At 41.9% G+C, this 26116-nt stretch carries 26 protein-coding genes, 3 tRNA genes and 1 riboswitch; of the genes, 26 read left to right on the top strand and 3 right to left on the bottom strand.

The genetic code is table 11. The features are described 5' to 3' along the window. Window positions 1-297: 297 nt before the first annotated feature. From IR135_RS11755 to yidC, 7 genes are all read left to right on the top strand, one after another. Window positions 298-1110, top strand: a complete 813-nt coding sequence (locus tag IR135_RS11755) for a LysM peptidoglycan-binding domain-containing protein (protein ID WP_135099371.1) — start codon at window positions 298-300, stop codon at window positions 1108-1110. Between the two features lie 113 nt (window positions 1111-1223). Next, entirely contained in the window at window positions 1224-2099 is an 876-nt protein-coding gene (locus IR135_RS11060; protein WP_228063504.1) for an ABC transporter ATP-binding protein, read from the top strand. Beyond that, window positions 2096-3661: an ABC transporter permease gene (locus tag IR135_RS11055; RefSeq protein ID WP_135099367.1), complete on the top strand. Its 1566-nt coding sequence runs from the start codon at window positions 2096-2098 to the stop codon at window positions 3659-3661. The genes IR135_RS11060 and IR135_RS11055 overlap by 4 nt, the downstream gene beginning before the upstream one ends. Before the next feature lie 42 nt (window positions 3662-3703). Beyond that, a riboswitch (TPP riboswitch) is annotated at window positions 3704-3803 on the top strand. 69 nt (window positions 3804-3872) lie between these two features. Beyond that, complete coding sequence (gene thiD, locus IR135_RS11050) at window positions 3873-4664, top strand: bifunctional hydroxymethylpyrimidine kinase/phosphomethylpyrimidine kinase (protein WP_135099365.1); 792 nt, start codon at window positions 3873-3875, stop codon at window positions 4662-4664. Window positions 4665-4669: 5 nt separating this feature from the next. Then, window positions 4670-5440, top strand: a complete 771-nt coding sequence (gene thiM, locus IR135_RS11045) for a hydroxyethylthiazole kinase (RefSeq protein ID WP_228063503.1) — start codon at window positions 4670-4672, stop codon at window positions 5438-5440. Then, window positions 5433-6047 (top strand): thiamine phosphate synthase, encoded by a 615-nt coding sequence (gene thiE / locus IR135_RS11040; protein WP_135099361.1) that lies wholly within the window; start codon window positions 5433-5435, stop codon window positions 6045-6047. The genes thiM and thiE overlap by 8 nt, the downstream gene beginning before the upstream one ends. 99 nt (window positions 6048-6146) lie before the next feature. After that, window positions 6147-7010 (top strand): membrane protein insertase YidC, encoded by an 864-nt coding sequence (yidC, locus tag IR135_RS11035; protein WP_135099359.1) that lies wholly within the window; start codon window positions 6147-6149, stop codon window positions 7008-7010. Between the two features lie 237 nt (window positions 7011-7247). On the opposite strand, the gene cls is transcribed toward yidC, so the two are convergent. After that, the gene (gene cls, locus IR135_RS11030) at window positions 7248-8732 is read right to left on the bottom strand and encodes a cardiolipin synthase (RefSeq protein WP_135099357.1); all 1485 of its coding nucleotides are present in this window, start codon (window positions 8730-8732) and stop codon (window positions 7248-7250) included. 119 nt (window positions 8733-8851) lie between these two features. Here cls and IR135_RS11025 point away from each other — a divergent pair, with 119 nt between their 5' ends. Then, window positions 8852-9001, top strand: a complete 150-nt coding sequence (locus IR135_RS11025) for an Lmo0850 family protein (protein WP_167753414.1) — start codon at window positions 8852-8854, stop codon at window positions 8999-9001. A gap of 39 nt (window positions 9002-9040) precedes the next feature. On the opposite strand, the gene IR135_RS11020 is transcribed toward IR135_RS11025, so the two are convergent. Beyond that, the gene (locus IR135_RS11020) at window positions 9041-10228 is read right to left on the bottom strand and encodes an FtsW/RodA/SpoVE family cell cycle protein (protein WP_135099355.1); all 1188 of its coding nucleotides are present in this window, start codon (window positions 10226-10228) and stop codon (window positions 9041-9043) included. A 94-nt stretch (window positions 10229-10322) separates the two neighbouring features. Between IR135_RS11020 and IR135_RS11015 the strand changes: the two genes are divergently transcribed. From IR135_RS11015 to IR135_RS10945, 15 genes are all read left to right on the top strand, one after another. After that, window positions 10323-11675 carry a UDP-N-acetylmuramoyl-tripeptide--D-alanyl-D-alanine ligase gene (locus IR135_RS11015; protein WP_135099353.1) on the top strand — a complete coding sequence of 451 codons (1353 nt, stop codon included), beginning with the start codon at window positions 10323-10325 and terminating at the stop codon, window positions 11673-11675. Next, complete coding sequence (locus IR135_RS11010) at window positions 11662-12375, top strand: alpha/beta hydrolase (RefSeq protein ID WP_228063502.1); 714 nt, start codon at window positions 11662-11664, stop codon at window positions 12373-12375. Before IR135_RS11015 ends, IR135_RS11010 begins: the two co-directional genes overlap by 14 nt. Before the next feature lie 66 nt (window positions 12376-12441). After that, on the top strand, window positions 12442-13953 hold the full coding sequence (locus IR135_RS11005) for a DEAD/DEAH box helicase (protein WP_115885082.1): 1512 nt from the start codon (window positions 12442-12444) through the stop codon (window positions 13951-13953). 98 nt (window positions 13954-14051) lie between these two features. Next, complete coding sequence (locus IR135_RS11000; RefSeq protein ID WP_135099351.1) at window positions 14052-14516, top strand: PH domain-containing protein; 465 nt, start codon at window positions 14052-14054, stop codon at window positions 14514-14516. After that, a complete protein-coding gene (locus tag IR135_RS10995) occupies window positions 14509-16086 on the top strand; it encodes a PH domain-containing protein (RefSeq protein ID WP_135099349.1) in 1578 nt (525 codons plus the stop codon). Before IR135_RS11000 ends, IR135_RS10995 begins: the two co-directional genes overlap by 8 nt. Next, window positions 16031-16516 carry a PH domain-containing protein gene (locus IR135_RS10990; RefSeq protein WP_135099347.1) on the top strand — a complete coding sequence of 162 codons (486 nt, stop codon included), beginning with the start codon at window positions 16031-16033 and terminating at the stop codon, window positions 16514-16516. Before IR135_RS10995 ends, IR135_RS10990 begins: the two co-directional genes overlap by 56 nt. Further along, window positions 16513-16860, top strand: a complete 348-nt coding sequence (gene acpS / locus IR135_RS10985) for a holo-ACP synthase (RefSeq protein ID WP_135099345.1) — start codon at window positions 16513-16515, stop codon at window positions 16858-16860. The genes IR135_RS10990 and acpS overlap by 4 nt, the downstream gene beginning before the upstream one ends. A gap of 3 nt (window positions 16861-16863) precedes the next feature. Beyond that, on the top strand, window positions 16864-18015 hold the full coding sequence (gene alr, locus IR135_RS10980; protein WP_135099343.1) for an alanine racemase: 1152 nt from the start codon (window positions 16864-16866) through the stop codon (window positions 18013-18015). Window positions 18016-18103: 88 nt separating this feature from the next. Next, window positions 18104-18289, top strand: a complete 186-nt coding sequence (locus IR135_RS10975; protein ID WP_115885076.1) for a hypothetical protein — start codon at window positions 18104-18106, stop codon at window positions 18287-18289. Beyond that, window positions 18290-18667, top strand: coding sequence for a type II toxin-antitoxin system PemK/MazF family toxin (locus IR135_RS10970; RefSeq protein WP_115885075.1), 378 nt, complete (start codon window positions 18290-18292; stop codon window positions 18665-18667). It abuts the gene before it with no gap. A gap of 46 nt (window positions 18668-18713) precedes the next feature. Further along, window positions 18714-19733: a SpoIIE family protein phosphatase gene (locus tag IR135_RS10965; RefSeq protein ID WP_135099341.1), complete on the top strand. Its 1020-nt coding sequence runs from the start codon at window positions 18714-18716 to the stop codon at window positions 19731-19733. 82 nt (window positions 19734-19815) lie between these two features. Then, window positions 19816-20142, top strand: coding sequence for an STAS domain-containing protein (locus tag IR135_RS10960; protein ID WP_115885073.1), 327 nt, complete (start codon window positions 19816-19818; stop codon window positions 20140-20142). Between the two features lie 3 nt (window positions 20143-20145). Further along, the gene (gene rsbW, locus IR135_RS10955; RefSeq protein ID WP_135099339.1) at window positions 20146-20619 is read left to right on the top strand and encodes an anti-sigma B factor RsbW; all 474 of its coding nucleotides are present in this window, start codon (window positions 20146-20148) and stop codon (window positions 20617-20619) included. Next, window positions 20597-21376 carry an RNA polymerase sigma factor SigB gene (gene sigB, locus IR135_RS10950; protein ID WP_135099336.1) on the top strand — a complete coding sequence of 260 codons (780 nt, stop codon included), beginning with the start codon at window positions 20597-20599 and terminating at the stop codon, window positions 21374-21376. The genes rsbW and sigB overlap by 23 nt, the downstream gene beginning before the upstream one ends. 61 nt (window positions 21377-21437) lie before the next feature. After that, window positions 21438-23579 carry a Tex family protein gene (locus IR135_RS10945; RefSeq protein ID WP_135099334.1) on the top strand — a complete coding sequence of 714 codons (2142 nt, stop codon included), beginning with the start codon at window positions 21438-21440 and terminating at the stop codon, window positions 23577-23579. A 52-nt stretch (window positions 23580-23631) separates the two neighbouring features. Here IR135_RS10945 and IR135_RS10940 read toward each other — a convergent pair whose 3' ends face one another. Continuing rightward, complete coding sequence (locus IR135_RS10940) at window positions 23632-25131, bottom strand: catalase (RefSeq protein ID WP_115885070.1); 1500 nt, start codon at window positions 25129-25131, stop codon at window positions 23632-23634. 315 nt (window positions 25132-25446) lie between these two features. Here IR135_RS10940 and IR135_RS10935 point away from each other — a divergent pair. The 3 genes from IR135_RS10935 to IR135_RS10925 all read left to right on the top strand — a co-directional run bounded on the left by IR135_RS10935 (window position 25447) and on the right by IR135_RS10925 (window position 25904). Continuing rightward, window positions 25447-25521: transfer RNA gene (locus IR135_RS10935), tRNA-Glu, on the top strand. A 193-nt stretch (window positions 25522-25714) separates the two neighbouring features. After that, a tRNA-Leu gene (locus IR135_RS10930) sits at window positions 25715-25803 on the top strand. Window positions 25804-25830: 27 nt separating this feature from the next. Further along, window positions 25831-25904, top strand: a tRNA-Gly gene (locus tag IR135_RS10925). Window positions 25905-26116: the final 212 nt, after the last annotated feature.

Genomic DNA, 26116 nt, shown 5'->3' with positions numbered 1-26116 from the left:
TTACTTTAGCGTTTAGGTTGTTTTTACATAAACTTTACAAAAGGCGGTGCAATAACATTTTCTCGGCAGTTTTTAAATAAGCTGAAGAGACGCGGAAACTGAAAAAGAAAGAGTGTAATAAAGCGGCCAAAAGAGAAATGAGATTGTAACAAGATTGTAAAGTAAGGACAGTCTTTTTATATTGCTGTAACCTATGAAACATAATTATCCTCTATAATGTGAAACAGTGATAAAAACGTTAACGGTGCAAGCAGCCGTAAAATATAATAACAAATTTTTTTGGAGGATTATACAATTATGAAGAAAGTTTTAGCTTTAGGTGCAGCAGTCGCTGTATCAACAACGATTGCCTACAGTGCAGAAGCAGCATCTCATACAGTAGAATCAGGAGACTCTCTTTGGGCTCTTGCTGAAGAAAATAACGTGACGGTAGAATCAATTAAAAAAGAAAACAAATTAACTTCTGATGTAATCGTCCCAGGTCAGATTATTGAAATCGACGGTGAAAAAGAAGATAAAGAAGAAGTTAAAAAAGATAAAGAAGACAAAAAAGAAGAAGTTTACATAATCAAAGCAGGCGATACATTATTTGAAATCGCAGTGGAATTCGATGTAACAGTTGCAGAATTAAAAGAATGGAATAACTTATCATCAGACATTATCTTTGAAGGCAAAGAATTAATTGTTTCAGGTGATGCAGCTAAAGAAGCTGCACCAGTTGAAGAAGCACCGGCAGCAGAAGAAACATATGAAGAGCCTGCCGAAACAGAAGAGAATAACTACAGCTACCAGTCTGAAGAAGAGCCTGTACAGGAGCAGCCTGCACCAACTCCGGCTCCAAAGACTCAAAATGTCAGCACAAGCGCTAACACTAACAGCGGTTTAAACTGGGGTGCTTTAGCAGCATGTGAATCAGGCGGTAATGCGAGCGTAGTAAGTTCAAACGGTCTATACCACGGTCTTTACCAGTTTGACGCTCAAACTTGGCAGTCAGTGGGCGGATCTGGTGTAGCTTCGGATGCATCAGCAGCTGAACAGACAGAAAGAGCACAAGCTTTATATAACTCAAGAGGTTCATCACCATGGCCTGTATGCGGTGCAAGACTGTAATAACAATATAATTTTTAAAGACCGGGACAATTGTTCCGGTCTTTTTTCATTCTTAAAAACACTGTCCGATTGCGGATATGGTAAAATTAACAGAAAAACAAGGGGGCTTACTGATGCTGGAATTGAAAAATGTATCCAAACATTTTGGGAAAGTGCGTGCTGCGGAAAATCTTTCTTTCAACTTGAAAAAAGGAGAGGTTTTTGGTTTTATCGGACCAAACGGTGCCGGGAAATCGACGACGATACGGATGATTATCGGCGCCTTGAAACCCACTCAGGGAGAAATCCTCTATGCAGGAAAAAATATAAAGAAAAATAAAAAGTATATTGAAAATATCGCTTACGTTCCCGGAGATGTAAACCTGTGGGGAAACCTGACCGGAGAAGAAGTAATCAACTTTATGATGAAGACACGCGGTTATGAGAACAATGAAGAAAAGTGTCGGCTCATCGACAAATTTAAATTGGACGGCAGTAAAAAATCGAAGACTTATTCAAAGGGGAACCGGCAAAAAGTTGCATTGATCAGTGCTTTTTTAAGCGATGCGGAACTTTTAATCTTTGATGAACCGACGACGGGGCTCGATCCGCTGATGGAACGTGTTTTCCACGAGGAAGTAATACAGGCGAAAAATGCGGGGAAAACAATTCTTTTATCGAGCCATATATTATCGGAAGTGGAGAAGCTGGCTGACCGCATCGCCATTATCAGAAATGGTAAGATTATAGAATCCGGCAGTATGGCTGAACTGCGTCATATCACACGGATGGAATATATAATTGATACGGATGATGATATTACAGCCTTAAAACACCGGAGTTTTGTTCATGAATTTTCAGAATCACCCGATGGTTATCATTTATTTATCGACAATGAAAAAATCCCGGAGTTTCTGAAATATTTAAAATTATATAACTTGAAAAGTTTAACCACCGCACCACCGCGGCTGGAAGACATTTTTATGCGCTATTACGAGGATAGCCAATGACTTATTTCAATATGCTGATGAAGAATCTGAGAGTGAAATCAGCGCTTTGGATAATTGCACTGTGCGGTTTATCACTCGCAGTACCGCCGGTGTTCGAAGGGCTGTACAGTACGTCAGCAGAACGGGAAGGTATGAAAATGACAGTGGACAATCCGGCGATGATTGCGCTGATTGGTCCGGTGCCTGGCGGAGAATATACAACAGCTGTGATGTTCGGTCATCAGATGCTGATGTTCATGGCATTGTTTCACGGTCTTTTCAATCTTATAATCGCAAATGGTCTGGCCCGAAAAGCTGAGGACGCGGGATTAACCGAATATATCCTGAGCGCAGGTGTCGGCCGAAAAACTATAGTTACAGCCCAGCTGATGAACGGTGCGGTTATTAATTTGCTGGTCTTTGTTATATTAGCGGGCGGTTTAAGTTTATATAATATTGATGGCCTGTCCTTATACGGAAACTTTTATTATGCACTCGGTCTTGCCTTATTCGGTTTTTTATTTTTCGTTATAACACTGGTATTCGGAAACTTATTCGACAGCGGCGACCTGACCTTCGGCATGTCCCTTGCGCTGCTCCTGGGGTTCTACTTATACCGTGCAGTAACAGACGCTTTAGATACAACTTACTCGGTAATATCACCATATCACTGGCTGTCGCGCATTGAAGTATACGGGAGTAACTCGGGAATATGGCTGCTGCCGTTTGCTGTGATTTTAATCCTGATTGTCCTGAGCTGCGTATTATTTTTAAAGCGTGACATCGGGGACAGTTATATAAAAATAAATAAAGAAAAGAACATAAGAAAAATATCCAGCTATCCTAAACTTGCTTTTCTAAATATGCGGGTAATGATTTTCAGCTGGCTGGCCGGTCTGTTTGCCGCCGGCTTATCTTACGGCTCCATATTCGGAGATTTGGAGAGTCTGATCGGAGATAATGATATGCTCCGGGAGGCACTCGGCGACAATAATCCGGCAGTCTTCTTTATCGGCATGCTGCTGGTGATATCGGCGCTAATATCGGCTGTGCCCGCTCTGATGATTAACGGACGTATCCTCACCGAGGAGAAAAAGGGACGCCTGGAAGTGATGAATGCCGGTACGCTGAACCGGAAAGTATCGCGCGGTACTATTTTTACAACACATTATCTGTACGGTATCGGGACAGGAGTGTTATCTTTTCTCTTGACGATAGCCGGCATGTATCTTGCCAGTATAAATGTTGCGGATTTGAGTGTTTCTCTTAAAGACTTCGGTCTTGCGGCAATAAATTACTGTGCGGGTATTATATTTATAGCAGGGATATCCGCATTATTTGCGGGAATCTCCAGAAAGCTGCATACTGCAGCATGGATATATATTGCCTATATCTTTTTTGCAAACTACTTTGGCGTGCTGATAAATATCGATGAAGTGTATTTAATGCTCAGCCCGTTTTACTATTTAAGTGATATGCCTTACGAAAGCATGAATATCAGTGCTGTTTTAATTATCGCGGGCCTCGGAATTCTTTTTGCGGCAATCGGAACGTCGGTGTTCAGACGCCGCAATCTGCTTTGACGGCTAAAAGAAATATGGTACGCTTATGTCAATAAAAAGAATAGAACCCGCTGGGGGCGCCGGTACGGCTGAGATAGCGAATGCTTGTCCCTTTTCACCTGATCCAGGTTATGCTGGCGTAGGGAAGTGCAGATGATTACAGACGAAATCTCTTAATCGATCCAACCCGCTTCCCTGGAAGCGGGTTTTTTATTACAGGAGGATATATTTAATGACTTTACCTATTGGTTTAACTGTTGCAGGAACTGATCCGACAGGCGGAGCGGGAATATTTGCGGATCTTAAAGCAATGCACTCGCGGGGTGTTTACGGTATGGCTGCGGTGACTTCACTGACTGCGCAGAATACACTCGGTGTCCAGGACGTTTACAATGTGCCGGCGGATTTTATCGACAAAGAACTGAACAGCATATTTTCGGACGAAGTGCCGCATGCAATGAAGACTGGAATGGTGGCAGAGGCGGATATGATGACTGTGATTGCCGAATATATCCGGAAGTATAATATTCCGTACGTCATGGATCCGGTAATGATAGCAACGAGCGGAGACCGTCTGATGACGGACATATCGATGGCGACACTGATTGATACGCTGCTCCCGCTGTCACACATAGTAACACCGAATCTTCATGAAGCAGAAGCGATTGCGAATATGACTATCCGGACAGAAGAAGATATTCACCGGGCTCTGAAAATATTTGTTGATGAAATGGGCGCAGCCAGCGTGATTATTAAGGGCGGCCACCTGTCGGGTGATGCAACTGATTATTTATATGACGGGAAAAAAATTTCAACTTTAACAAGAGCGCGTATTGATACGGATCAGACGCACGGTACGGGCTGCACTTTCTCGGCAGTTTTAACAGCCGAGCTTGCAAAAGGCCGTACGGTCGAAGAAGCGTTCAGAACAGGTAAAGCATATATTACCAGTGCAATACAAAATTCTCCCGGTATCGGTAAAGGCAGCGGACCGGTGAATCATTTCAGCTATCAAGGAGACTGATTCAGATGATAGAAGAGTTAAGAAAAAACACACCGCTTGTAGTATGTATTACGAACGACGTCGTGAAGCCTTTTACTGCAAACAGTCTCTTAGCACTCGGAGCATCTCCGATTATGAGCGGTGAAAAAAGCGAAGCACCGGATATTTTAAAACATGCGGGAGCACTGCTTTTAAATATCGGCACGTGCACGGAAGAAAAAGTGCCGCTGTATGAAGAAATGGCACACTGTGCCAATCAGTATAATATTCCGATTGTTCTCGATCCGGTCGGTTACGGCGCATCAGTGTTTCGCAGAAATCTGACTGATAAACTGCTCAGTGAATACGACATTGCACTTGTGAAGGGGAATGCCGGGGAAATACTTGCTCTAAGCGGTAAAGAAGCGGTGTCTAAAGGCGTTGACTCCATCATAGAAGGAAATACGCTGGATATCGCAAAAGCGGCCCACAGCATGTTAAACGCCCCTGTGCTGGTTACCGGTGAGATGGATGCGTATGTAAACGAAAAACAGACAGTCATAATGCACAACGGGCATAAGTATCAGGAAGTGATTACAGGATCAGGTTGTGTGCTCGGCGCGATAACAGCAGCGTTTTTAGCGGTGGAAGAAAGTACAGAAAGTATCGTTGCTGCAGTCAGCCTGTATAACATAGCAGCTGAAAAAGCGGCAGGAGCCGCCGGCGGCCCGGGAACTTTTGCCGCTCTCCTGATCGATGAAATTTATAACTTTAAAACAGCAGATTTCAGTGTGAAAAGAGTGGATTATTATGAATAAAGACATATTGAGACTGTATCTGATTGCCTCTTCATCCAGTTTTAAAAATCCGCTGAAGGATCTGGAAACTGCTTTTAAAGCAGGGGTAACATGTTTTCAGCTCCGGGAAAAAGGGGCGGATATTAAGACGGGCCAAGAACTTTTAGACTTTGCTTTGGACGTGAAGGCGCTGTGCAGCCGGTATAATACAGCGTTCATTATTAATGATGATGTGCTCTTAGCAGAAGCAGCTGAGGCAGACGGTATTCATATCGGTCAGGATGATATGAATCCGGATATGCTGCCGGAGTACTTTAACGATAAAATTATCGGTCTGTCCGTCGGCAATTTAACAGAACTTAAATCAAGCAGCCTGTCCCGGATAGCGTATCTCGGTATCGGTCCGGTGTTCAGCACTTTATCGAAAGAAGATGCGGGTGAAGCAATCGGCACAGAAGGGTTACGGAAGTTAGTAAACCATACGAAATTACCGACGGCAGCAATAGGCGGGATCACTGAAGAAAACTATAAAAGGTGCCTCGACAGCGGGGTGGACGGAATCTGTGTCATTTCAGCAATAACAGGAGCGGATAATATTGAACAAACCGTGACAGCTTTGTTGCAGTAACTTTGTGAAATATTGACCGTATGCTATGAAATTGGTTTTTATACACCTTTATTTATGGTACAATCTTTTTTATGTGAGATATTACTTAGAGGTGAAGAAATGATTAAAAAGTGGCTATTACCAGCGTCTATGGTACTGGTACTATTCCTTGCCGGGTGTGACTATTCACAGCCTGAGAATAGAGACGGCTTCTTCTATAACACTCTCGTCCAGCCGATGGATACATTACTGCACTGGCTTGGAGATAATCTGGACAATAACTACGGTCTGGCTATTATCGTCATTACGCTGATTGTGAGACTGGCAATTTTCCCATTCATGATGCGTACATATAAGAATCAGATGATGATGAGAGAAAAAATGAAGATTGTCAAACCAGAAATGGAAGCAATTCAGCAGCGCGTTAAAGTTGCGACTACACAAGAAGAAAAAATGGCGGCTCAGCAGGAAATGATGGGGCTTTACAAAAAGCACGATATCAATCCGCTGAATATGGGCTGTCTGCCGATATTTATTCAAATGCCGGTTGTCATGGCTTTATACTTTGCATTAAAATTCCCTTCAGAGGGCGGACTCAATGCCCATCCGGATTTCCTGTGGATGGACTTAACACAGACAGATTACTTCATGGTTGCAATTGCAGGTATTGTATACGCAGTTCAAGCTTGGGTATCAACGCGCTATGTGGCAGAAGAACAGCGTAAGCAAATGCAGCTGTTCATGTATATTTCTCCAATAATGATTATTTGGATTTCAGCAATTTCACCATCAGCTCTCCCATTATACTGGGCAGTCGGCGGTATCTTCCTGATCTTCCAGACTTGGGCAGGTAACACATTCTATCGCAAGAAAGTCAACGAAGAAATGGCACCGATTATTGCTGCGCATGAACGCGAACAGGCTGAAAAAGAAGCGCGCGTTAAAAATGCTAAAGTTAAGCCTAAGAAAAAACGTAAAAAATAAATCATCGATAAAGTATGAGAGCGGAACCCGGAAGAAGGTTCTGCTCTTTTTTTTGTTTTAAGCAGGAAGGATGATAAACATTTACCAAGAAAAACGTAACTTCAAAAGCCGTACGTTAGACTTCTAGAGGAATAGCATCTGCGTGAGACTACAGGCTCACGCGATGCCCCAGAAAAGCTAACGTACGGCTTATTTATACTGTAAACATTTATGTCCCAGCCTCGAATCATATAAGTATTACAGGATTGGAGATATTAAATTTGCGAGGCCTTCTTTCATCTTAATCCACAGGCCGCGTTTCTCATATTTTTCAGCAGTGAGTATCTCACAGTGTTTAATATCTTCTTCAAATATTTTACGGTGTTTTACCGCTTCTTCATCATCGTACATAAACGCGTTAACTTCAAAGTTTAATATAAAGCTGCGGTTATCGATGTTGGTCGTTCCAACAGAGACCACTTCGTCATCGATAATAAACACCTTCTGGTGCAGAAAGCCCGGCTGATACATATAAACTTCCGCGCCCATTTTCATGAGGGATGCAACATTTGAATATGTAGCCCAGTAAACGAAGGGATGGTCCGGGAAGCTTGGAATCATTATTTTGACTTTGACCCCTGATAAAATCGCAATGCGTATCGCTTCCATTATTGACTGGTCGGGAATGAAGTAAGGTGACTGAATATGAATCGTATGCTGGGCTCTGTAAATCATCTTCAGGTATCCGTACTTTATCTGCTGGTAATCCTCGTCGGGTCCGCTTGAAGCTATCTGCATTGTCGTCTCGCCGACAGAATCTATTTCAGGGAAGTAATGATCTTCATGTTTCATATTATTGCGTGTATCGTGCGAGTTCCAGTCAAGCATAAAGCGGAGCTGCAGAGATTTCACAGCATTTCCTTCAATGCGGAGGTGGGTATCCCGCCATGCTCCCATTTTTGGATCGCGTCCGAGGTATTCGTCACCGACGTTGGCACCGCCGATATATCCGATTTTACCGTCAATCACAACAATTTTCCGGTGATTGCGGTTGTTGATGCGGGGATTGATCAGCGGCAATTTGCTCGGGAAAAATGCCTCGACTAAACCGCCGGCATCCCGTATATCGCTGAAGTTTCTAAGCGATAAAGACCGGGAGCCGATGTCATCGTATAAAATCCGGACAGAAACGCCTTCTTTTTGCTTCTTTAAGAGCGCTCTGTAAAGTTCTTTGCCGATATTGTCCAGTTTAAAAATATAATACTGGAAATGAATATGGTCTTCCGCGTTCTCTATATCTTTCAGCATCTGAGCAAATTTGTTATTCATATCGGTAAAAGTAGTGACATCGTTATTGCTCGTCACAAATGACTGATTGTTGTAAAGGAGCATATGAATCTGCTTTTTATGTTTTTCTGCAACAGCATTTGAAAAGGTTAAACGGTTATGTTTAATTTCTTCCAGCTGCTCACTGACGAGATGCTCGAGCCCCACTTTATCATCTTCGTCCAATTTGAAAAGATCCTGGCGGTAGATGGTGCGTCCGAAGAGCATGTAAAGTATGAAACCTACAATCGGAAGAAAGAATAGTACTAAAATCCATGCCCAGACGCTTTGGGCGCTGCGGCGTTCGAGAAAAACAAGCCCGCCGGCTAAAAGGAAGTTGATTATAAACAGGATGACAGTAACAATTGTAATTACCGTCGCATCTGTGATGTAAATATCCAAAAACGGTATTTGCACGAATGTCCACCTTCTTTAGAAAAAAGTTAATAAGTCTGTAATAATTAATATCTGAAAAGTATAGATAATTATAGCATAAACAAGTACAATTAAGTTAGCTATAAAAAGGGAGTGTCAATATGCGCAAAAACGACAAAAGCAAAGTCAAAGAAGTCGTCCAGCTGCTGCATGAACTCGGTGTTAAAGTGACGGTTTCCAAGTCAAGATTTGAAATTATGAATCGCATAGCAAATAAAGATCAGCTCAGACTGAAAGAAAATAATATTTAAAATAAAAACTGCTGAGAGGGTGTTCCCTCTGAGCAGTTTTTATATATTTTTAGCACCTTTACTGAGGTGATGGAAATACATGCTGAGCATAATGCCGACGGCGAGCATATTTGACCACAGACCGCTCCCGCCGTAACTGATAAAGGGAAGCGGCAGTCCGGTGATCGGCAGCAGCTGAATCGTCATGCCGATATTCTGAATAATATGGAAGACGAGCAGTGCAAGGTAGCCGATAATGAAATAGGATGCAAAGCTGTCAGTTGCCATGAAGGCCATGCGGATTAAATGCATCACCAGCATAAACAGAACAATGATGACAATGGTCGAGCCGATAAAGCCGAACTCTTCCCCGATGATAGTAAAGATAAAATCGGTGTGGTTTTCAGGAATGTAAATAATACCATCGGCATAACCTTTGCCTGTAATCCCGCCTGAACCAATCGCGATAAGCGAGTTCGTCAGCTGAAATCCGCTGTCGGACTGGAACGCTTCCGGCGAGAGCCAGGAATAGATACGCTCAAACTGATACGGATGTATGCCCAAATAGCGTTCCAGTAAATCCGGCCGGTACAGGATACCGAGTATAAGCGCCAGGCCGGTTGCTCCGGACACAGAAAGTGTCGGGATAATCAGCCACCAGCTGATGCCTGAAACCACTACAAGTCCGAGGAAGATGGCAATCATTACGAGTACCGTACCAAGGTCGTTCTGCAGCAGGATAAAGAGCATCGGCAGAATGGAAATTAAAATCAGCTTAAGAAGCAGCCTCAAATCCATGGATAAGGTATTCGTTAACTTATACTTGTTATGCTGGCTGATTACATAAGCCATTGTTAAGATATATATGATTTTTACGAACTCCGACGGCTGGATACTGAAAAATCCGAATTGATACCAGCTCTTAGCCCCGTTAATAATCGGAGTTACCGATGATACGGGTGCAATATACAAAATGACCAGACTTAAAACGCCGAGGATATATAAGATCCATGTATAGTTTTTGATGAGCTTAAACGGTATCAGCATTAAGCCGAAGGCAAGCAGGAAACCCAAACCGTAAAATGCAATCTGCCGGGTGCTGAAATCAGTACCGTACTGGCCGCTGGTCATAGCCGAGCTGATTGATATTACACTGATAGAAGCAAGCAGCAGGATTAAAATAACAAGAATCCAGTCGATGCGTGCAAAAAAGTTTGAATTTTGTCGTGTATATTTATTATTACTCAAGAAAGTCACCTAATTCATATAGAAATCATGACATTTAGTATACAACTATTTTATAATTATAAACAGTAAATACAAAAAATTAGGATGAAAAACTATGATAGAAGCTACGATAGAACAAATAGCAATATTTTGCGGAGGAGTTATGAACGACCGTGCAGAAGCAGTGAAAAACACCATGATTAAAGGTGTGTCAATTGACACAAGGACTCTGGAAAGAGGCAACGTCTTTGTGCCTTTTAAAGGGGAGCATGCCGACGGGCATAAGTTTATTGAGACAGCTTTTTCAAAAGGCGCAGGCGTCACGCTCAGCGAACATGATGCTGACAATATGGATTATCCGGCTATTCACGTGACTGACGGCCTTAGTGCCTTGCAGAATCTTGCACAGGAATACTTGAAGACAGTAAAGCCGGCAGTTATCGCAGTAACAGGTTCGAATGGCAAGACGACGACGAAAGATATGCTCGAATGTGTTCTCGGCACAAAATACAAGGTGCAGAAAACGCCGGGCAACTTCAATAATGAAATCGGCATGCCCCTGACTATTTTACAATTGGATAAAGATACCGAAATATCTATTCTCGAAATGGGTATGGATAAAGTGGGGGATATAAATTTTCTAAGCAGAATGGCAGAGCCGGATATTGCTGTAATTACAAGCGTTGGAGAATCTCATATCGAAATGCTGGGGTCAAGAGAAAATATCGCCAAAGCAAAATACGAAATTGTTGATTATTTAAAAGATAACGGAACATTTATTTATTCCAGAGATTATCCGCTTCTCGATGAAATTGTTAAGAAAGACACGGCATATGACATTCAGACTGCGGGACTTCTTGAGGCGAATCAGTACACGATTGGCAGTGTGACAGAAAATGAACAAGGCACGCATTTTACTTTTAAAGATGTGCAGTTTGATATTCCTCAGCTCGGTATTCACAACGCCTTGAATGCATCCCTTGCTGTACTTGCTGGAGAAAAACTTGGAGTATCACTGAAAGAAGCTCAGGGAAATCTTTCCGGACTTAGAGTGACAAGCATGAGAATGGAGCGCATTATGCACGAGAGCGGCACCTTAATAGTCAACGATGCTTACAATGCTTCAAAAGCGAGTATGATCAGCGCTGTCGATACGGTCGGCCGTATGGCTCATAAGACAAAAATTCTTGTCCTGGCCGATATTCTGGAACTTGGGGATTACAAACAGGAGCTGCATGAAGATGTTGCCTACTTTATTAATGAAGGAAAGTATCAGTTTACGAAAATTTACACGTTCGGTGATGGCGCCGGATATATCCATGACGCCTTAACATCGGAAGATAAAGAACATATCTCATCGATTGATGAACTGCGTGACAAAGTACAGGCGCATTTTAATGAAGATACAGTGATTCTGCTGAAAGGATCACGCGGTATGGCAGTGGAAAGGGTGATTGACGATATCTAAAATCGGAGTACTGTTTTTGCACGGCTATACAGGCGGACGCTTCGAGCTCGAGCCCACCTTTCGGTATTTAAAAAAACGCTACGACTTTGAATATGAATTTCCCCAGTATCCCGGTCATGGAACCACGCTGAATTTATCTTACGTAACGGGGGATGACTGGTACCGGGAAGCGGAGGAAGCATATTTAAACTTAGCTGCCCGTGCCGATAAAATATTCGTCATCGGATTTTCAATGGGCGGGGTGTTTGCGAGTTTTATTGCACAGAAGTACCAGGTCGACAAGCTGGTGCTGATTGCTCCGGCCTTCGACCACACTAAGCTGAGCCGGCTGAACAGACTTAAGCTGTCTCCTGTAGAAGTAAGGGACCATATTGAACTGAATCTGGCAGCAAAGGTCAGACCCAGACTGAAAAATATTCCCCTCAGGGCAATGCAGGAATTTATTAAAATTGTCGAGGCGAAAATCGGCGATTTAAAAAACATCCGGTGTGAAACATTGCTTATTCACGGAAAAATTGATTTGCTGGTGCCGTATCAGACGAGCATTGAAGCTAAAGAAAAAATCCTGCATTCAAAACTTGTACTTATGGAACACACACCCCATTTGATTATGTATACAGAAGATAAGCTGCTGAAGCTGAATATACTGACTGAAAGATTTTTATTTCTTGACGTCCAGTTAAAACATCTTGTGGATTAAAGTGTTAAGTGTTACTATAGAGAAGTTGTACATGCGAGAAATGAAATAGTCAAAGGAGACTAAAGTTTGAAGATTTTTAAAGAATTAGGTATTAGTGACGATACAATTCAGTCGCTAACTGATATGGGGTTCACAGAACCTACCCCAATCCAAGTGGAAAGTATTCCCTTAGCATTAGAGAGAAAAGATATCATTGGTCAGGCTCAGACTGGTACTGGTAAAACTGGTGCATTTGGTATCCCTATTATAGAAAATACAACTAAAGGTGCAGGAACCCAAGTTGTTATATTAACGCCGACAAGAGAATTAGCAGTTCAGGTCAGCGAACAAATTAAAGCATTTTCTAAGAGAAAGAAATTAGCTACTGCAGTTATTTTCGGCGGCATGAGCATAGACCGTCAGATTAAAGACCTTAAAAGACAACCCGAAATCATTGTGGGTACACCAGGCCGTATGATCGACCACATCAACCGCCGCACACTTAAATTGCAAGATGTTCACACACTTGTATTAGACGAAGCGGACGAAATGATGAACATGGGCTTCATCGATGACGTTAAGTTCATCATGAGCAAAGTGCCTGAAGACAACCGCCACACACTTCTATTTTCAGCTACAATGCCTCGGGCAATCCAGGATTTAGTAACGCGTTTCATGGACAAACCTCACATCGTTAAAACGATGAACCAAAACAATTCCGATCCGCTAATCGATGAATTCTATACAATTGTAAAAGAGCTGGAAAAACTTTCTGTTTTCACATCATTCCTTGATGTTCACCAGCCTGAACTTGCAATCGTATTCGGCCGTACAAAACGCCGTGTAGACGAATTGACAAGTGCATTGATTGCAAAAGGTTACCGTGCGGAAGGTTTACATGGAGATATTACTCAATCTAAACGTCTTGAAGTACTGAAGAAATTCAAGAACAATTCATTAGATATTTTAGTAGCTACCGACGTAGCTGCAAGGGGCTTAGATATTTCGGGTGTATCACATGTGTACAACTTCGATATTCCGCAGGATACTGAGTCGTATACACACCGTATTGGACGTACCGGCCGTGCCGGTAAAGAAGGAATGGCGTTAACATTCGTCAATCCTGTAGAGATGGACTTCCTGCGTCAGATAGAAAAAGACAAGAAGAAACCAATTCACACACTTCGTCCACCAAGTAAAAAAGAAGTAGAAAAAGCTCGTGAAAACGAAGTCTTTGAAAAAATCGGTGCATGGTTAGCTGATAACAAAAATCAGCATACTTTCGAAGTAGCTGATGGGTTAATGAAAACTCATGAGCCGCGCGAAGTCATTGCAGCGTTAGTAAACGAACTTCTGTACGCCAAAGAAGATGACAACATTCAACTGTCATTTGAAAAACCACTTTCTCGCAAGGGTCACGGCGGACGCAGAGGTAAACCGAACTATAATAAAGGCGGCCAGAGAAGCGGCGGCAACAGACGCGGACGCGACAACGGCAGACCGGGAAGAAACAGCGGCGGCAGACGCCAGGGCGGAAAACCGTCATCAGGCGGACGCACAAGCAAGCAAGGCCGTGTATTTAAAGATCATCAGAAATAATAATGATTCTTACAAAGCATTCACTTTTCAGTGAATGCTTTTTTATGTTTTCCGAGTGTTGTATTATAGAGATAAACTAACAGTTGGAAGGGTTGCTTATGATAGAGTTAAACGCGCGTGTCAGACCGTACATGACAGTCAAAGCATTATTAATATGGGTAACCAGTATACTTATATTTACTATAGCCGGCATTGCAGTATATTTTTTTTCCTGGCCGGTATGGCTGTATTATATTTTTATCGGTCTGCTCCTATTAGAGCTGGCGGGATTTGTTATCTTACGGCCCTGGATATACACGAAAGTGACATCTTACGAGCTTTTCGAAGACAGAATTGTTGTAAGACAGGGCTTCTTTACAGTGAAAACCCAGATGATTCCGATTAAAAGAGCGCAGGGTGTCGAATTTAAAACAGGTCCATTGTCGAGAAAATATGATTTAGCTGCGGTCCGTATTAAAACTGCAGGTATCGGAATCGATATGCCGCCGCTTCAAATTGATGAAGCACGCGGTCTGAAATCGGATATTATTGACATCGTAAAGGAGGAAAGTACAGATGTATAATCCTCAGAAACTTCATCCTGTTGCATATGCAGGAAGTGTCGTTAAAGGAATTAAGACGATGTTTTTCCCGGCAATTATAATTTTCTTTAATATGAGGGAAGAACTGTTTTCGGGCTCGGTTACTCCGTGGATGCTGTTCAGCGGTATTGGAATACTCTTCCTGATTTTTGCAGTATTCACCGGTTTCGATATGATCAATATTTACAGAACGAGATTCTGGCTTGAAAATAATAAGTTTGTTTTTAAAAACGGGATATTTACACGAAATGAAAAGGAATTGGATATTAAACGCATCCAGTCCATCGATTTTAATGAACCATTTTTCCATCGTATTTTCGGCGCGGTTCAGCTCGATATTTTAACGCCCGGAGACGGTATTAAAATCGATACGATTAAAAAATCGCAAGGTAAAGATATTCAGAAAGTGATTTACGAAACACAGGAAGATATTGAAAGTGAAGAAATTGCAGTAAATCCGGGAGATTCAAGTCCATGGCCGAGAGAAGCTGCTCTTGAATCCGGGACAAAAGCAGCAGGACGTGAATTCGTTACACTGAAGAAAATGAATTTCAAAGAACTTATTCTAATGGCGATGACGAGCGGGGGGCTCGGAGTTTTTGCCGCGATATTTTTCGGTGTTCTGAATGTAGTCGGCGGCGAAATTTTGATTGAAAATTATTTTGAGTACTTCAGCGGACTCGTCAGAAGTCTGGTGTTCGGCATCGTTGTCGCCTCTCTTATCTTTGTAATTATCGGCTACGTTATCGGTACTGTAATAATTATGGTGCGTAATTACGATTATACATTAAAGCAGAGCGGGGATGATTTGACAGTCGAATACGGTTTGTTCTCTAAAAAGAATAAGAGTGTCAATATAAACAGAGTGCAGAACGTCATTATTTCCGACAGTATTCTTCGGCGCTTAATCGGCTATTATGCGCTGTCGGTATCGATTACGAGCGACTCTCTTGAATCCGACCAGATCGACGGGAAAGTTCAGCTGCTGCCGTTTATTAAGAAGAAAGAACTGTACAGCATTATCGGAGACATTTTCCCGAATTATCACATGGAACTTCCAAAGCGTATTGTGCCGTTTCGTGCAATACGCCGTTATTTCCAGATTACACTGCTGATTTTCATTATCGGCACCGGAATACTCGCTTATTTCTTCCACGGTGAAACATTTATGACATACGTATATATCGGAGTCGCGGTGATTCTGCTGCTTCTGATTGCAAGCGGTATATACAGCGCGAGAAATGTCGGCTATGCCATTTATAAGGACGAGATTAATATGATGACGGCTTCCTTCTTTACGCGTCGCCACTATGCAATTAAGCGGGATAAAATTATCGACACGACTTACCACCGCAATCCATTTTTACACCGCGCGGATTTAGGACATATCGAGGTATCAACCCCCGGCGGCATTGCGAGCTCGTCGGCAGAAATTAAATTTATTGAAAAACGCGATATAGAAACAATTTGGAATTTTATAGAGAGGGGGCATGACGATGAAACGAATATCGCCGAAAGCGATCAAACTGTGGAGGATAAGGGAACATATTAATGCAGGCGTCTGGCTGATCATCGCAGCTGCAATCGGCATCGCCCAAATATTCTTTGATTGGCTTCCGTGGTGGGTGTTTTTAATCCCTGCTGCCGCAGCGATTTATATAGTCATCGTTCATGCATGGATTATCCCAAAACTCCGCTATAAGTATTTCAGGTATAAAGTGCTTGAGGATGAAATACGGATTCACAGCGGTATCTGGTTTAAGTCTGAAAAAGCGGTGCCGCTGTACAGGGTTCAGAATATAGATACGACCGTCGGACCGATTATGAAGCGGATGAACTTAAAAGGCATCTCGCTGCAGACTTCGGCTGAGAAATTATATATACCTGAATTGGAAACAGATAAGGCGGACCGGCTGCGTCACGATATCCGGAATCTGATTAATAAAAACATGAGCAAACAGCAGAATGAGGGAATGTTATGATTACAGGGCTCGGGACGGATATTATAGAAATTTCACGTATTAATAAAGTAAACAAAGATGACCGTCTGGCAAAGCGGATTCTGACAGCGGATGAACTTCATCATTATAGAAATATGACCAGTGAAGCTCGTAAAATCACTTATCTGGCAGGGCGTTTTGCAGTTAAAGAAGCATACAGCAAAGCGCTCGGCACGGGCATCGGCGGAGCAGTGAGCTTTACTGATATTAACTGCGTGAACGACAAGAACGGCAAACCGTCGCTTACTAATGCTCCAAATGCCCATGTTTCGATATCTCATTCAAGAGATTATGCTGTCGCAACGGTTATTATTGAGGAGGCTTAAGTAATGAGCGATAAATATTACAGGAATACAGTACTCGATGTAAATCTTGCTGCCGTAGAAAAAAACTACAGAGCAATTCAGGGGATTAATCCTGAGAAGACACTCATCGCGGTTGTTAAGGCGAATGCATACGGCCTCGGCGCAAAAGAAATCAGTGAACATCTTGCCAAGGCGGGAGTTTCATTTTTTGCAGTCGCAACATTGGACGAAGCAATCGATCTCCGTATGCACGGCATTAAACAGAAAATATTAGTACTCGGCACAATCAGCCCCGAACATATTAATAAAGCAGTTCAGCACCGCATCGCCGTTACGGCTCCGAATCTTCAGTGGGTGCAAAAAGCGAAGGATGAAGTCAGTGATAAGTACGACAAAGCAGTCTGGATTCATATTAAAGTAAATACGGGAATGAATCGCTACGGCACATCAGACGTTTCTGAAATTATGGAAATGATTACTGAGATAAATTCATTTGACCGTTTTATTTATGAAGGAATTTTCAGCCATTTTACTTCGAGCGATGAAGATAATGACATCACCTCAGTTGAATTTAATCTGTTTAAAGAGATTGTCAGTCAAGTGGAACGTCCGGAATATGTTCATATCTCAAACTCCGGCGGTGCCCTGACTTTAAAAGAAGAGTTTACAACTGCAGTCCGGACGGGTATTGCGCTCTACGGCTATTACCCAAGCAGATACACGGCCTCAGCGACTCCGGTTATGCTCACTCCATCGGTTAAATTATCAACTGAAATTGCAGCTGTTCATCACTTGGAACCTGAAGAAAGTGTCAGCTACGGCCGAAAATATACAGCTGAAACAAGTGAAACTGTCGCGACTTTGCCGATTGGCTACGCAGATGGGTTATTAAGGCGGCATAGTGGGTATAATGTAAAACTAGAAGATGGTACTGAATGTGAAATCATAGGGACCATCTGCATGGATGCACTGATGATCAGAGTTCCGGAGTATACCGATGCCGGACAAAACGTTATTATAATCGAGGATTCTACGAGGTCTGAGCAGTCTATGGAAAGTTACAGTGATTACACGGGAACTATTTCATATGAATCGCTCTGTGCTTTCGGGCGCCGTATTCCCCGTCGTTATGCAGGTAAAGATATTGAGTTAATCTATAACGAAGTAATTAATTAAATGGACAGCCCGACAGCCGATTTATAGCAACGGGCTGTCTCAAATGTTATGATTAAATTAATAACTGATTTTTATGGGGTTGACTGTTTTGTCTAATTCATCTGCAAATAGCGAGTTCGAAAAAGCATTGGTAAATGGCTACATTGAAATGGCGGAGATTAATTTATTAATCGCACGGGAAAGCTTTTATGCTGAAAGTGAAGCTTACCGTATCGGCATTACTGTCACGGAACGGGAATGTGCTGCATGTAACGATAGTAAAGATGGTGAATAGATGAAAAGAGGAGAAGTTTATCTGGCCGATCTTTCACCTGTGCAGGGTTCAGAACAAGGGGGGAAACGCCCTGTTGTGATTATCCAAAATAATGTAGGTAACCGTCACAGTCCGACTGTGATAGTTGCAGCCATTACTGGGAAAATAAATAAAGCGAAGATACCTACACATGTTGAAATATCAAAAGAAGCTTACAAACTGGATATGGACTCGGTAATACTGCTTGAGCAAATTCGAACGGTCGATAAGACCAGATTACAGGAAAAACTTACATATCTGGATGAGGACAAAATGCGCGAAGTTAATGACGCACTGAAAGTCAGTCTGGAATTAGAACCGAAAAAGAAAAGAAAAAAGAATAAGGCAAACAGAAAATAGACTTTTGTTTACAAAAGTCTATTTTAAAGATGGAGGTGTGTTTAATATGACATATATTGATGATTTGGTAGAAGAATACAAAGGCATAATTAATGATTATATAAAATCGGGAAACGAAGATCAGCTTGCGGCGAAAGCTCATGATTTCAGTGAAAAAGCAATCGACTTGGATATTTCACCGGATGAGATGGTTGCTCTTCATATTGAACTGATCAGTGCAATCCCGCTGAAGAGTTATGAAGACATAAAAGCTTCCCTCAACGTGCTGCAGGAAATAATGATCCGCTTTGGTTTTACATATAAGGATTACAAAGCAATGCTCAATAAGATGGAGCGTCACGATCAAGAAATGGATGTCGCTTCAAGCCTTCAGGAAACCATGTTAAAAACTGAGATTCCGGCTATTGAAAACGTTGAGATTGGCGCAATCAGTGTGCCTGCCCGCAAAGTGAGCGGTGACTATTTTAACATTATCGAACACAGTGACGGCAAACTGACTTTCGCGGTTGCTGATGTTATCGGCAAAGGTATCCCTGCTGCTATCGCCATGTCGATGCTGAAGTTCGGGATGGACTTGACGTCGGCATCCAATCCGCCGTCAAAATCTTTAAAACGGTTAAATGAACTCGTGGAAAAAAACGTCAACAAAAATATGTTTGTAACGATGTTTTACGGCTTGTACGATTTTAAAGATCAGTCTTTATGCTTCTCAAGCGCAGGGCACGAACCTGTTTATCTTTACCACTATGAAGATGACGAATTTGAGGAACTGGACGGCAAAGGACTTGTACTCGGGGTCATGAAAGATACTGAATATGAAGAAGTATCTTCCAGACTTGAAGAGAATGACATGCTGTTCATCTATACCGACGGAGTATCCGAACTTAGAAAACACGACGGTACATTTATTAATATGGATGACATTAAAGAGATGATCAGGGAAGCACGCGACCAGCACCCTCAGGATATTGTTCAGTATATATACGAGGCGCTGACACGCATGCGCAACCAGAATTACAAAGATGACTTAACAATGTTTATAATAAAAAATAAATGTTCCGGCTAAAAAGTTTTAAAATGAAGAATACAGGGTAGACAGACTGAGGTATAAAATATAGGGATAACGTGATTGGAGTGCATACATAATTATGAATATAAAAATAGACGCTACGGAAAACGGCGGGGAATATTTAGTCAGTGTGAGCGGTGAACTTGATGTTTATACTGCACCTGAATTAAAACAGGTTTTCGAGCCTGTGGCTGCGGCAGGGGAACATGACTTAATTGTTGATTTAAGCGAACTTGATTACATGGATTCCACAGGACTCGGTATTTTTGTCGGCACGCTTAAAGATCTTAATAAGCATGATAAGGAACTCCATGTACTTGGAGTAAACGATAGAATCTTAAAACTTTTTGAAATTACAGGATTACGCGATTTAATGTATGTTAATAAGAAGTCGGAGGTCGACTGAAGAATGATGCCACAATATGATTTTATAGAAATGAAGTTTCCGTCAAGTGCAGAATATGTAGGACTTATCCGTTTAACACTTTCAGGTGTTTTATCGAGAGCGGGAGCGACATATGATGATATAGAGGATTCTAAAATTGCAGTATCGGAAGCTGTAACAAATGCAGTTAAACATGCTTATAAAGATAGTGAACAGGGTGAAATTTCTGTAGGTTTCGCAATATACAGTGATAAAGTCGAGATTATTGTAGCGGATAACGGACAAAGCTTTGATTATGAAAAAATTAAAGAAGAGCTCGGACCGTACAATGAAGATGACAATATTGATTATCTCAGAGAAGGAGGGCTTGGCCTCTTCCTTATTGAAACATTGATGGACAAAGTTTCCTTCAGAAAAGAACCTGGTGTGACGATAAGTATGACGAAGTATATTAACGAAAGTCAGGTGCACCCGAATGGAGAAACGATCTCGCAATAAGAATTACGGACTGCCGCCTGAAGAAGTTAACGAGCTGATTAAGAGATATCAGGAAAGTGAAGATGATATAGCACAAAGCGAGCTAGTAGAAAATTATACAAAGCTTGTGGAATCACTCGCTTACCGTTACTCCCGCGGCCAGTCGCATCACGAAGATTTGGTCCAGGTTGGAATGCTTGGTCTTTTAGGGGCTATCAGACGCTTTGATACATCTTTTGAACGCAGGTTTGAAGTTTTTTTAGTGCCGACAGTAGTCGGAGAGATTAAACGCTATCTGCGTGATAAAACGTGGAGTGTTCACGTGCCGAGACGCATTAAGGAACTCGGTCCGAGAATAAAAAATACGACAGATGCTCTGACGAATGAACTCGAAAGATCGCCGACAATTCAAGAACTCGCAATGAAGCTTGAAGTGACGGAAGAAGAAGTACTGGAAGCTATGGAAATGGGACAGAGTTATAATGCGCTCAGCGTGGATCATTCAATCGAAGCAGATAAAGATGGTTCGACAGTAACCTTACTCGATGTTATGGGACAGCAGGATGATAATTATGATCTGGCTGAAAAGCGTATGATTTTAGAAAAAGTACTGCCTATCTTAAGTGACAGAGAACAGGAAATTATAAAATCAACATTTATCGAAGGTCTCAGTCAAAAAGAAACCGGTGAAAAAATCGGTTTAAGCCAGATGCATGTGTCCAGACTGCAGCGTTCTGCGATTAAGAAACTGAGAGAAGCAGTGAAGGAAGCTGAATAAATTTATAAATGAGCCCGGTCTATTATAGATTGGGTTCTTATTATTAGGAGAGTACATAGTTATGACACATGAATTAGTAAAAGAAATATCGAATGAAATGAAAATCAATAAAGATTATGTCAAAAAAGTACTGGAGCTGCTCGGAGAGAAAAATACTGTACCGTTTATTGCACGCTATCGTAAAGAACAGACGGGCGGGCTTGATGAAGTTGCAATTAAAGAAATTGAAACTAAATACCTGTACCTTGAAAATCTGAATAAACGTAAAGAGGAAGTTATTCGCCTGATTGATGAGCAGGGTATGCTGACAGATGAATTGCAGAGCGAAATTTTAAAGCAGACGAAACAGAGCCGGGTCGAGGATTTATACCGTCCGTTTAAGCAGAAAAAGAAAACCCGGGCGACTGAAGCAAAACGTCTCGGACTTGAACCGCTGGCGAATCTTATTTTAGCAGGTAAACACCGTGATATAGAAAGTGCGGCCGGAGAGTTTTTAACTGACGAAGTGACTTCTGTGGAAACGGCAGTAAAAGGCGCGAAAGATATTATCGCTGAGATTATATCGGATAATCCGCAATACCGTCTGTACATATTGAAAATTATTAAAGATACATCGAAAATCGTTTCCTCTGTTAAAAAGAATGCTGAGGACGAACAGGGTATTTTTGAAATGTATTATGATTATGCAGAAAGAGTTAAAAATATCGTTCCTCACAGGGTGCTTGCTTTAAACCGCGGCGAGGCATTAAAAGTTTTATCAGTTAAATTAACGCATGATACCGAAAGAATAACGAATTATTTAAAGAAACAGGTTATAGAAGAACGTGCCAAAACAAAAGAGCTGCTGACAGAAGCTGTTGAAGATAGTCTGAAACGTTTGATTTTACCTTCGCTTGAAAGGGAAGTGCGTGCTGATTTAGCAGAAAACAGTGAAAAGCATGCTGTCGTTGTTTTTGAAGAAAACTTAAAGAGACTGCTGCTGCAGCCGCCATTAAAAGGCAGAGTTATTCTCGGGCTGGATCCTGCCTACCGTACAGGATGCAAACTTGCTGTAATCAACGACACGGGATCGTATCTAGCGAAAGATGTTATTTATCCTCATAAGCCGGTGAATAAAAAGGAAGCCGCTAAAACAGTTATCTTAAAATTAATAAAGAAATACGGTGTATCATTAATTGCGATAGGCAACGGCACTGCATCAAGAGAATCTGAAGAGTTTATCGGTGCGCTGATTAAAGAAGAAAATCTGGATATTCCTTATATTATCGTCAATGAAGCGGGCGCGAGTGTTTACTCGGCCTCTGAGGTCGCGCGAGAAGAGTTTCCGGATTTTAATGTTGAGGAAAGAAGTGCCGTATCTATCGCGCGGCGTGTACATGATCCGCTCAGTGAATTGGTTAAAATCGATCCGAAATCCATAGGGGTCGGGCAGTATCAGCACGATATCAATCAGAAGTTTTTAACTGAGTCATTAAATTTCGTCGTAGAAACTGCAGTAAACCAGGTTGGCGTTAACTTAAATACGGCATCGCCGACACTGCTGCAGCATGTAGCAGGATTGTCTCCGGTTATCAGTAAAAACATCGTGGCGTTCAGAGAAGAAAATGACGGTTTCAAAAAGAGAAGCGAACTGAAGAAAGTTGCACGCTTAGGCGATAAAACATATGAGCAGTGTGTCGGGTTCTTAAGAATATTTAATGGAAAAGAACCGCTAGATATGACACCGATCCACCCAGAGCAGTATAAAAATACGTATAAGCTTATTGAAACAATCGGTTTAACTATAGATAATCTCGGAGAAAACAGCATGAGTGAAAAACTCGATGCATTAAATATTAAAGAGACTGCTGAAATGCTGAATATTGGTGTGCCTACCTTGGAAGATATTATTTCGAGTTTGAAAGCGCCGATGAGAGATATTCGGGATAAATACGATACACCATTATTGAAATCTGATGTACTCGGCATCGAAGATTTAAAAGCAGGTATGACACTGTCAGGAACCGTCAGAAATGTCACGGATTTTGGCGCCTTTGTGGATGTCGGAGTGAAGCAGGACGGACTGGTTCATGTGTCGCAAATTTCAAACCGGTTTGTAAAGCATCCGCTTGAAGTGGTCAATACCGGAGACATTGTAGAAGTTAAAGTGATGGATGTTGATGTACAGAAGAATAGAATATCGCTGACTATGAAAAATGTATAAAAGAAAAACGGAAACGACTGAGTCGTTTCCGTTTTTTTGATGAAGCGTATGATTACATGTTGTGGAAGTAGTCTGGAGTTTCTAAATCAACGTCGTTGATGTCGATTCCAAGAGCTGCTGCAACACCTTTACCGTAATCCGGATCTGCCTGATAGCAGTTATAGATATGACGGTGTTTAGTACGTGTAGTTGTACCTGTCATTTCATTTGCCGTATTGTAGAATAGACGCTGTTTGTCTTCATCAGACTGCAATCTGAATAATTTACCCGGCTGCTCGAAATAATTATCGTCATCTTCGCGGAAGTTGTGTTCGTAAATTGAGCTGTACTCAAGGTCAAGTGCAGGCTGCTTAGCTTCCGGCTGTGAATTGTGAGCACCGTAGCTGTTCGGATAATAATTGAGAGATGATCCTTCATTACCATCAACTCTCATTGCGCCGTCGCGGCTGAATGGACATACATTTTCAGCACCTTTAGGAGAGTTAACCGGAATCTGGTGGTGGTTAACACCCAAGCGGTATCTTTGAGTATCTCCGTATGAGAATAAACGGCCCTGAAGCATTTTATCTGGTGAGAATCCAATACCCGGAACAATATTAGTCGGAGCAAATGCTGCCTGTTCAACTTCTGCAAAGTAGTTTTCAGGGTTCTTGTTCAGTTCGAATTCACCAACCGGGATTAAAGGATAGTCACCTTTGTACCATACTTTAGTTAAGTCGAAGGGGTTATCAGGGTGGTTTTTCGCCTGTTCTTCAGTCATTACCTGAATATATACTTTCCATTTAGGGAATTCGCCATCTTCGATTGAGTTGAATAAATCTCTTTGTGAAGATTCGCGGTCAACACCAACCAGTTCAGCAGCTTCTTCAGCTGTATAGTTTTCAATGCCCTGCTGAGTGCGGAAGTGGAATTTAACCCAGACACGCTCATCGTTTTCATTGATCATGCTGTAAGTGTGTGAGCCGAAACCATGCATATTTCTGAAACCTTTAGGAATTCCGCGTTCAGTCATAATAATTGTTACCTGGTGAAGTGCTTCAGGCAAGTTAGTCCAGAAGTCCCAGTTGCTTTCTGCGTTATGCATGTTAGTTTTAGGGTCGCGTTTTACAACGTGGTTTAAACTTGGGAATAATTTAGGGTCCCGGAAGAAGAAAACAGGCGTGTTATTACCAACTAAGTCCCAGTTACCTTCTTCTGTATAGAATTTTAAAGCAAATCCGCGAATATCGCGTTCAGCATCAGCTGCACCGCGTTCGCCGGCTACAGTTGAGAAACGTGCGAACATTTCCGTCTGTTTACCTACTTCGCTAAAGATTTTAGCTTTTGTATATTGAGTAATATCATGTGTTACTGTAAATGTACCGAAAGCACCTGAACCTTTAGCGTGCATGCGGCGTTCGGGAATAACTTCGCGGTCGAAATGAGCCATCATGTCGAGGAAGTAAGGGTCTTGCATAACAAGCGGACCGCGGGGGCCAGCTGTCATTGTGTTTTCACGATCGCCTACAGGGTTGCCGAAAAGGGTCGTAAGTCTGTTGTCTTTGTTAGTCATCAATAACTGCCTCCATTAATTAGAATGATTATAAATAAACTATAACAAGCCGAAAGCACAAAAGCAAGTTTCGAAACCGTAATAAGATAATTTATTTAGCGAATTCAAATGAACTGTATAAATCAAATTTTTATCCGCTAAGTGAACAGGGGAGGGCTCTAAATGAGAAATCGAAAAAATACAGGAACAGCTGTTCACGATTCGCCATTATATAGTAGGTTCTAGAAAATTAATAAAAAGTAAAATTAAATTCGATGAAAGTGTTGACTTTGAAATCATTACTCTGTATATTAATAAGCGTTGTATAAAACAGATGGCCCGTTGGTCAAGCGGTTAAGACACCGCCCTTTCACGGCGGTAACACGGGTTCGAGTCCCGTACGGGTCACCATCATTTTTTTGAAAACAAACTATTGACTTCTTGCTTTCACTGAAGTATAATAGAAAATCTAACCGGTTGAGCTTTCAACTAACAGGTTAAAAAATAAATAAACTTTGCAGTTGACAACAACTTGCTAATGAGATATACTAGTTCTTGTCGCTAAAAAGTCAGTAACAAAAGATTAATACATATAATAAGATTTGCGGTTGTGGCGGAATCGGCAGACGCGCTAGGTTGAGGGCCTAGTGGGAGTTAAATCCCGTGGAGGTTCAAGTCCTCTCAGCCGCACCATTGAAAACTTATTATAACATATACCATGCGGGTATAGTTAAATGGTATAACCTCAGCCTTCCAAGCTGATGTTGTCGGTTCGATCCCGTCTACCCGCTCCATTTTAAATAAATTAAAGAACATTGAAAACTGAATGACAATATGTCAACGTTTAATTCCGAATAAAGAAGTCTTCTATTAACTAGGAGCACACATTGAGGCGACCAATTGAAACGCAAACGAGATACTGTCAGCAGTATCAACAGAGCTTAAGTTTAAGTTCTCCAATCATGGAGAGTTTGATCCTGGCTCAGGATGAACGCTGGCGGCGTGC

The sequence above is a fragment of the Jeotgalicoccus nanhaiensis genome, assembly GCF_015235105.1.
GTDB lineage: Bacteria > Bacillota > Bacilli > Staphylococcales > Salinicoccaceae > Jeotgalicoccus > Jeotgalicoccus nanhaiensis.
The sequence above is the reverse complement of the archived record's forward strand: the minus strand, read 5'-3'. Positions and strand labels throughout refer to the sequence as shown.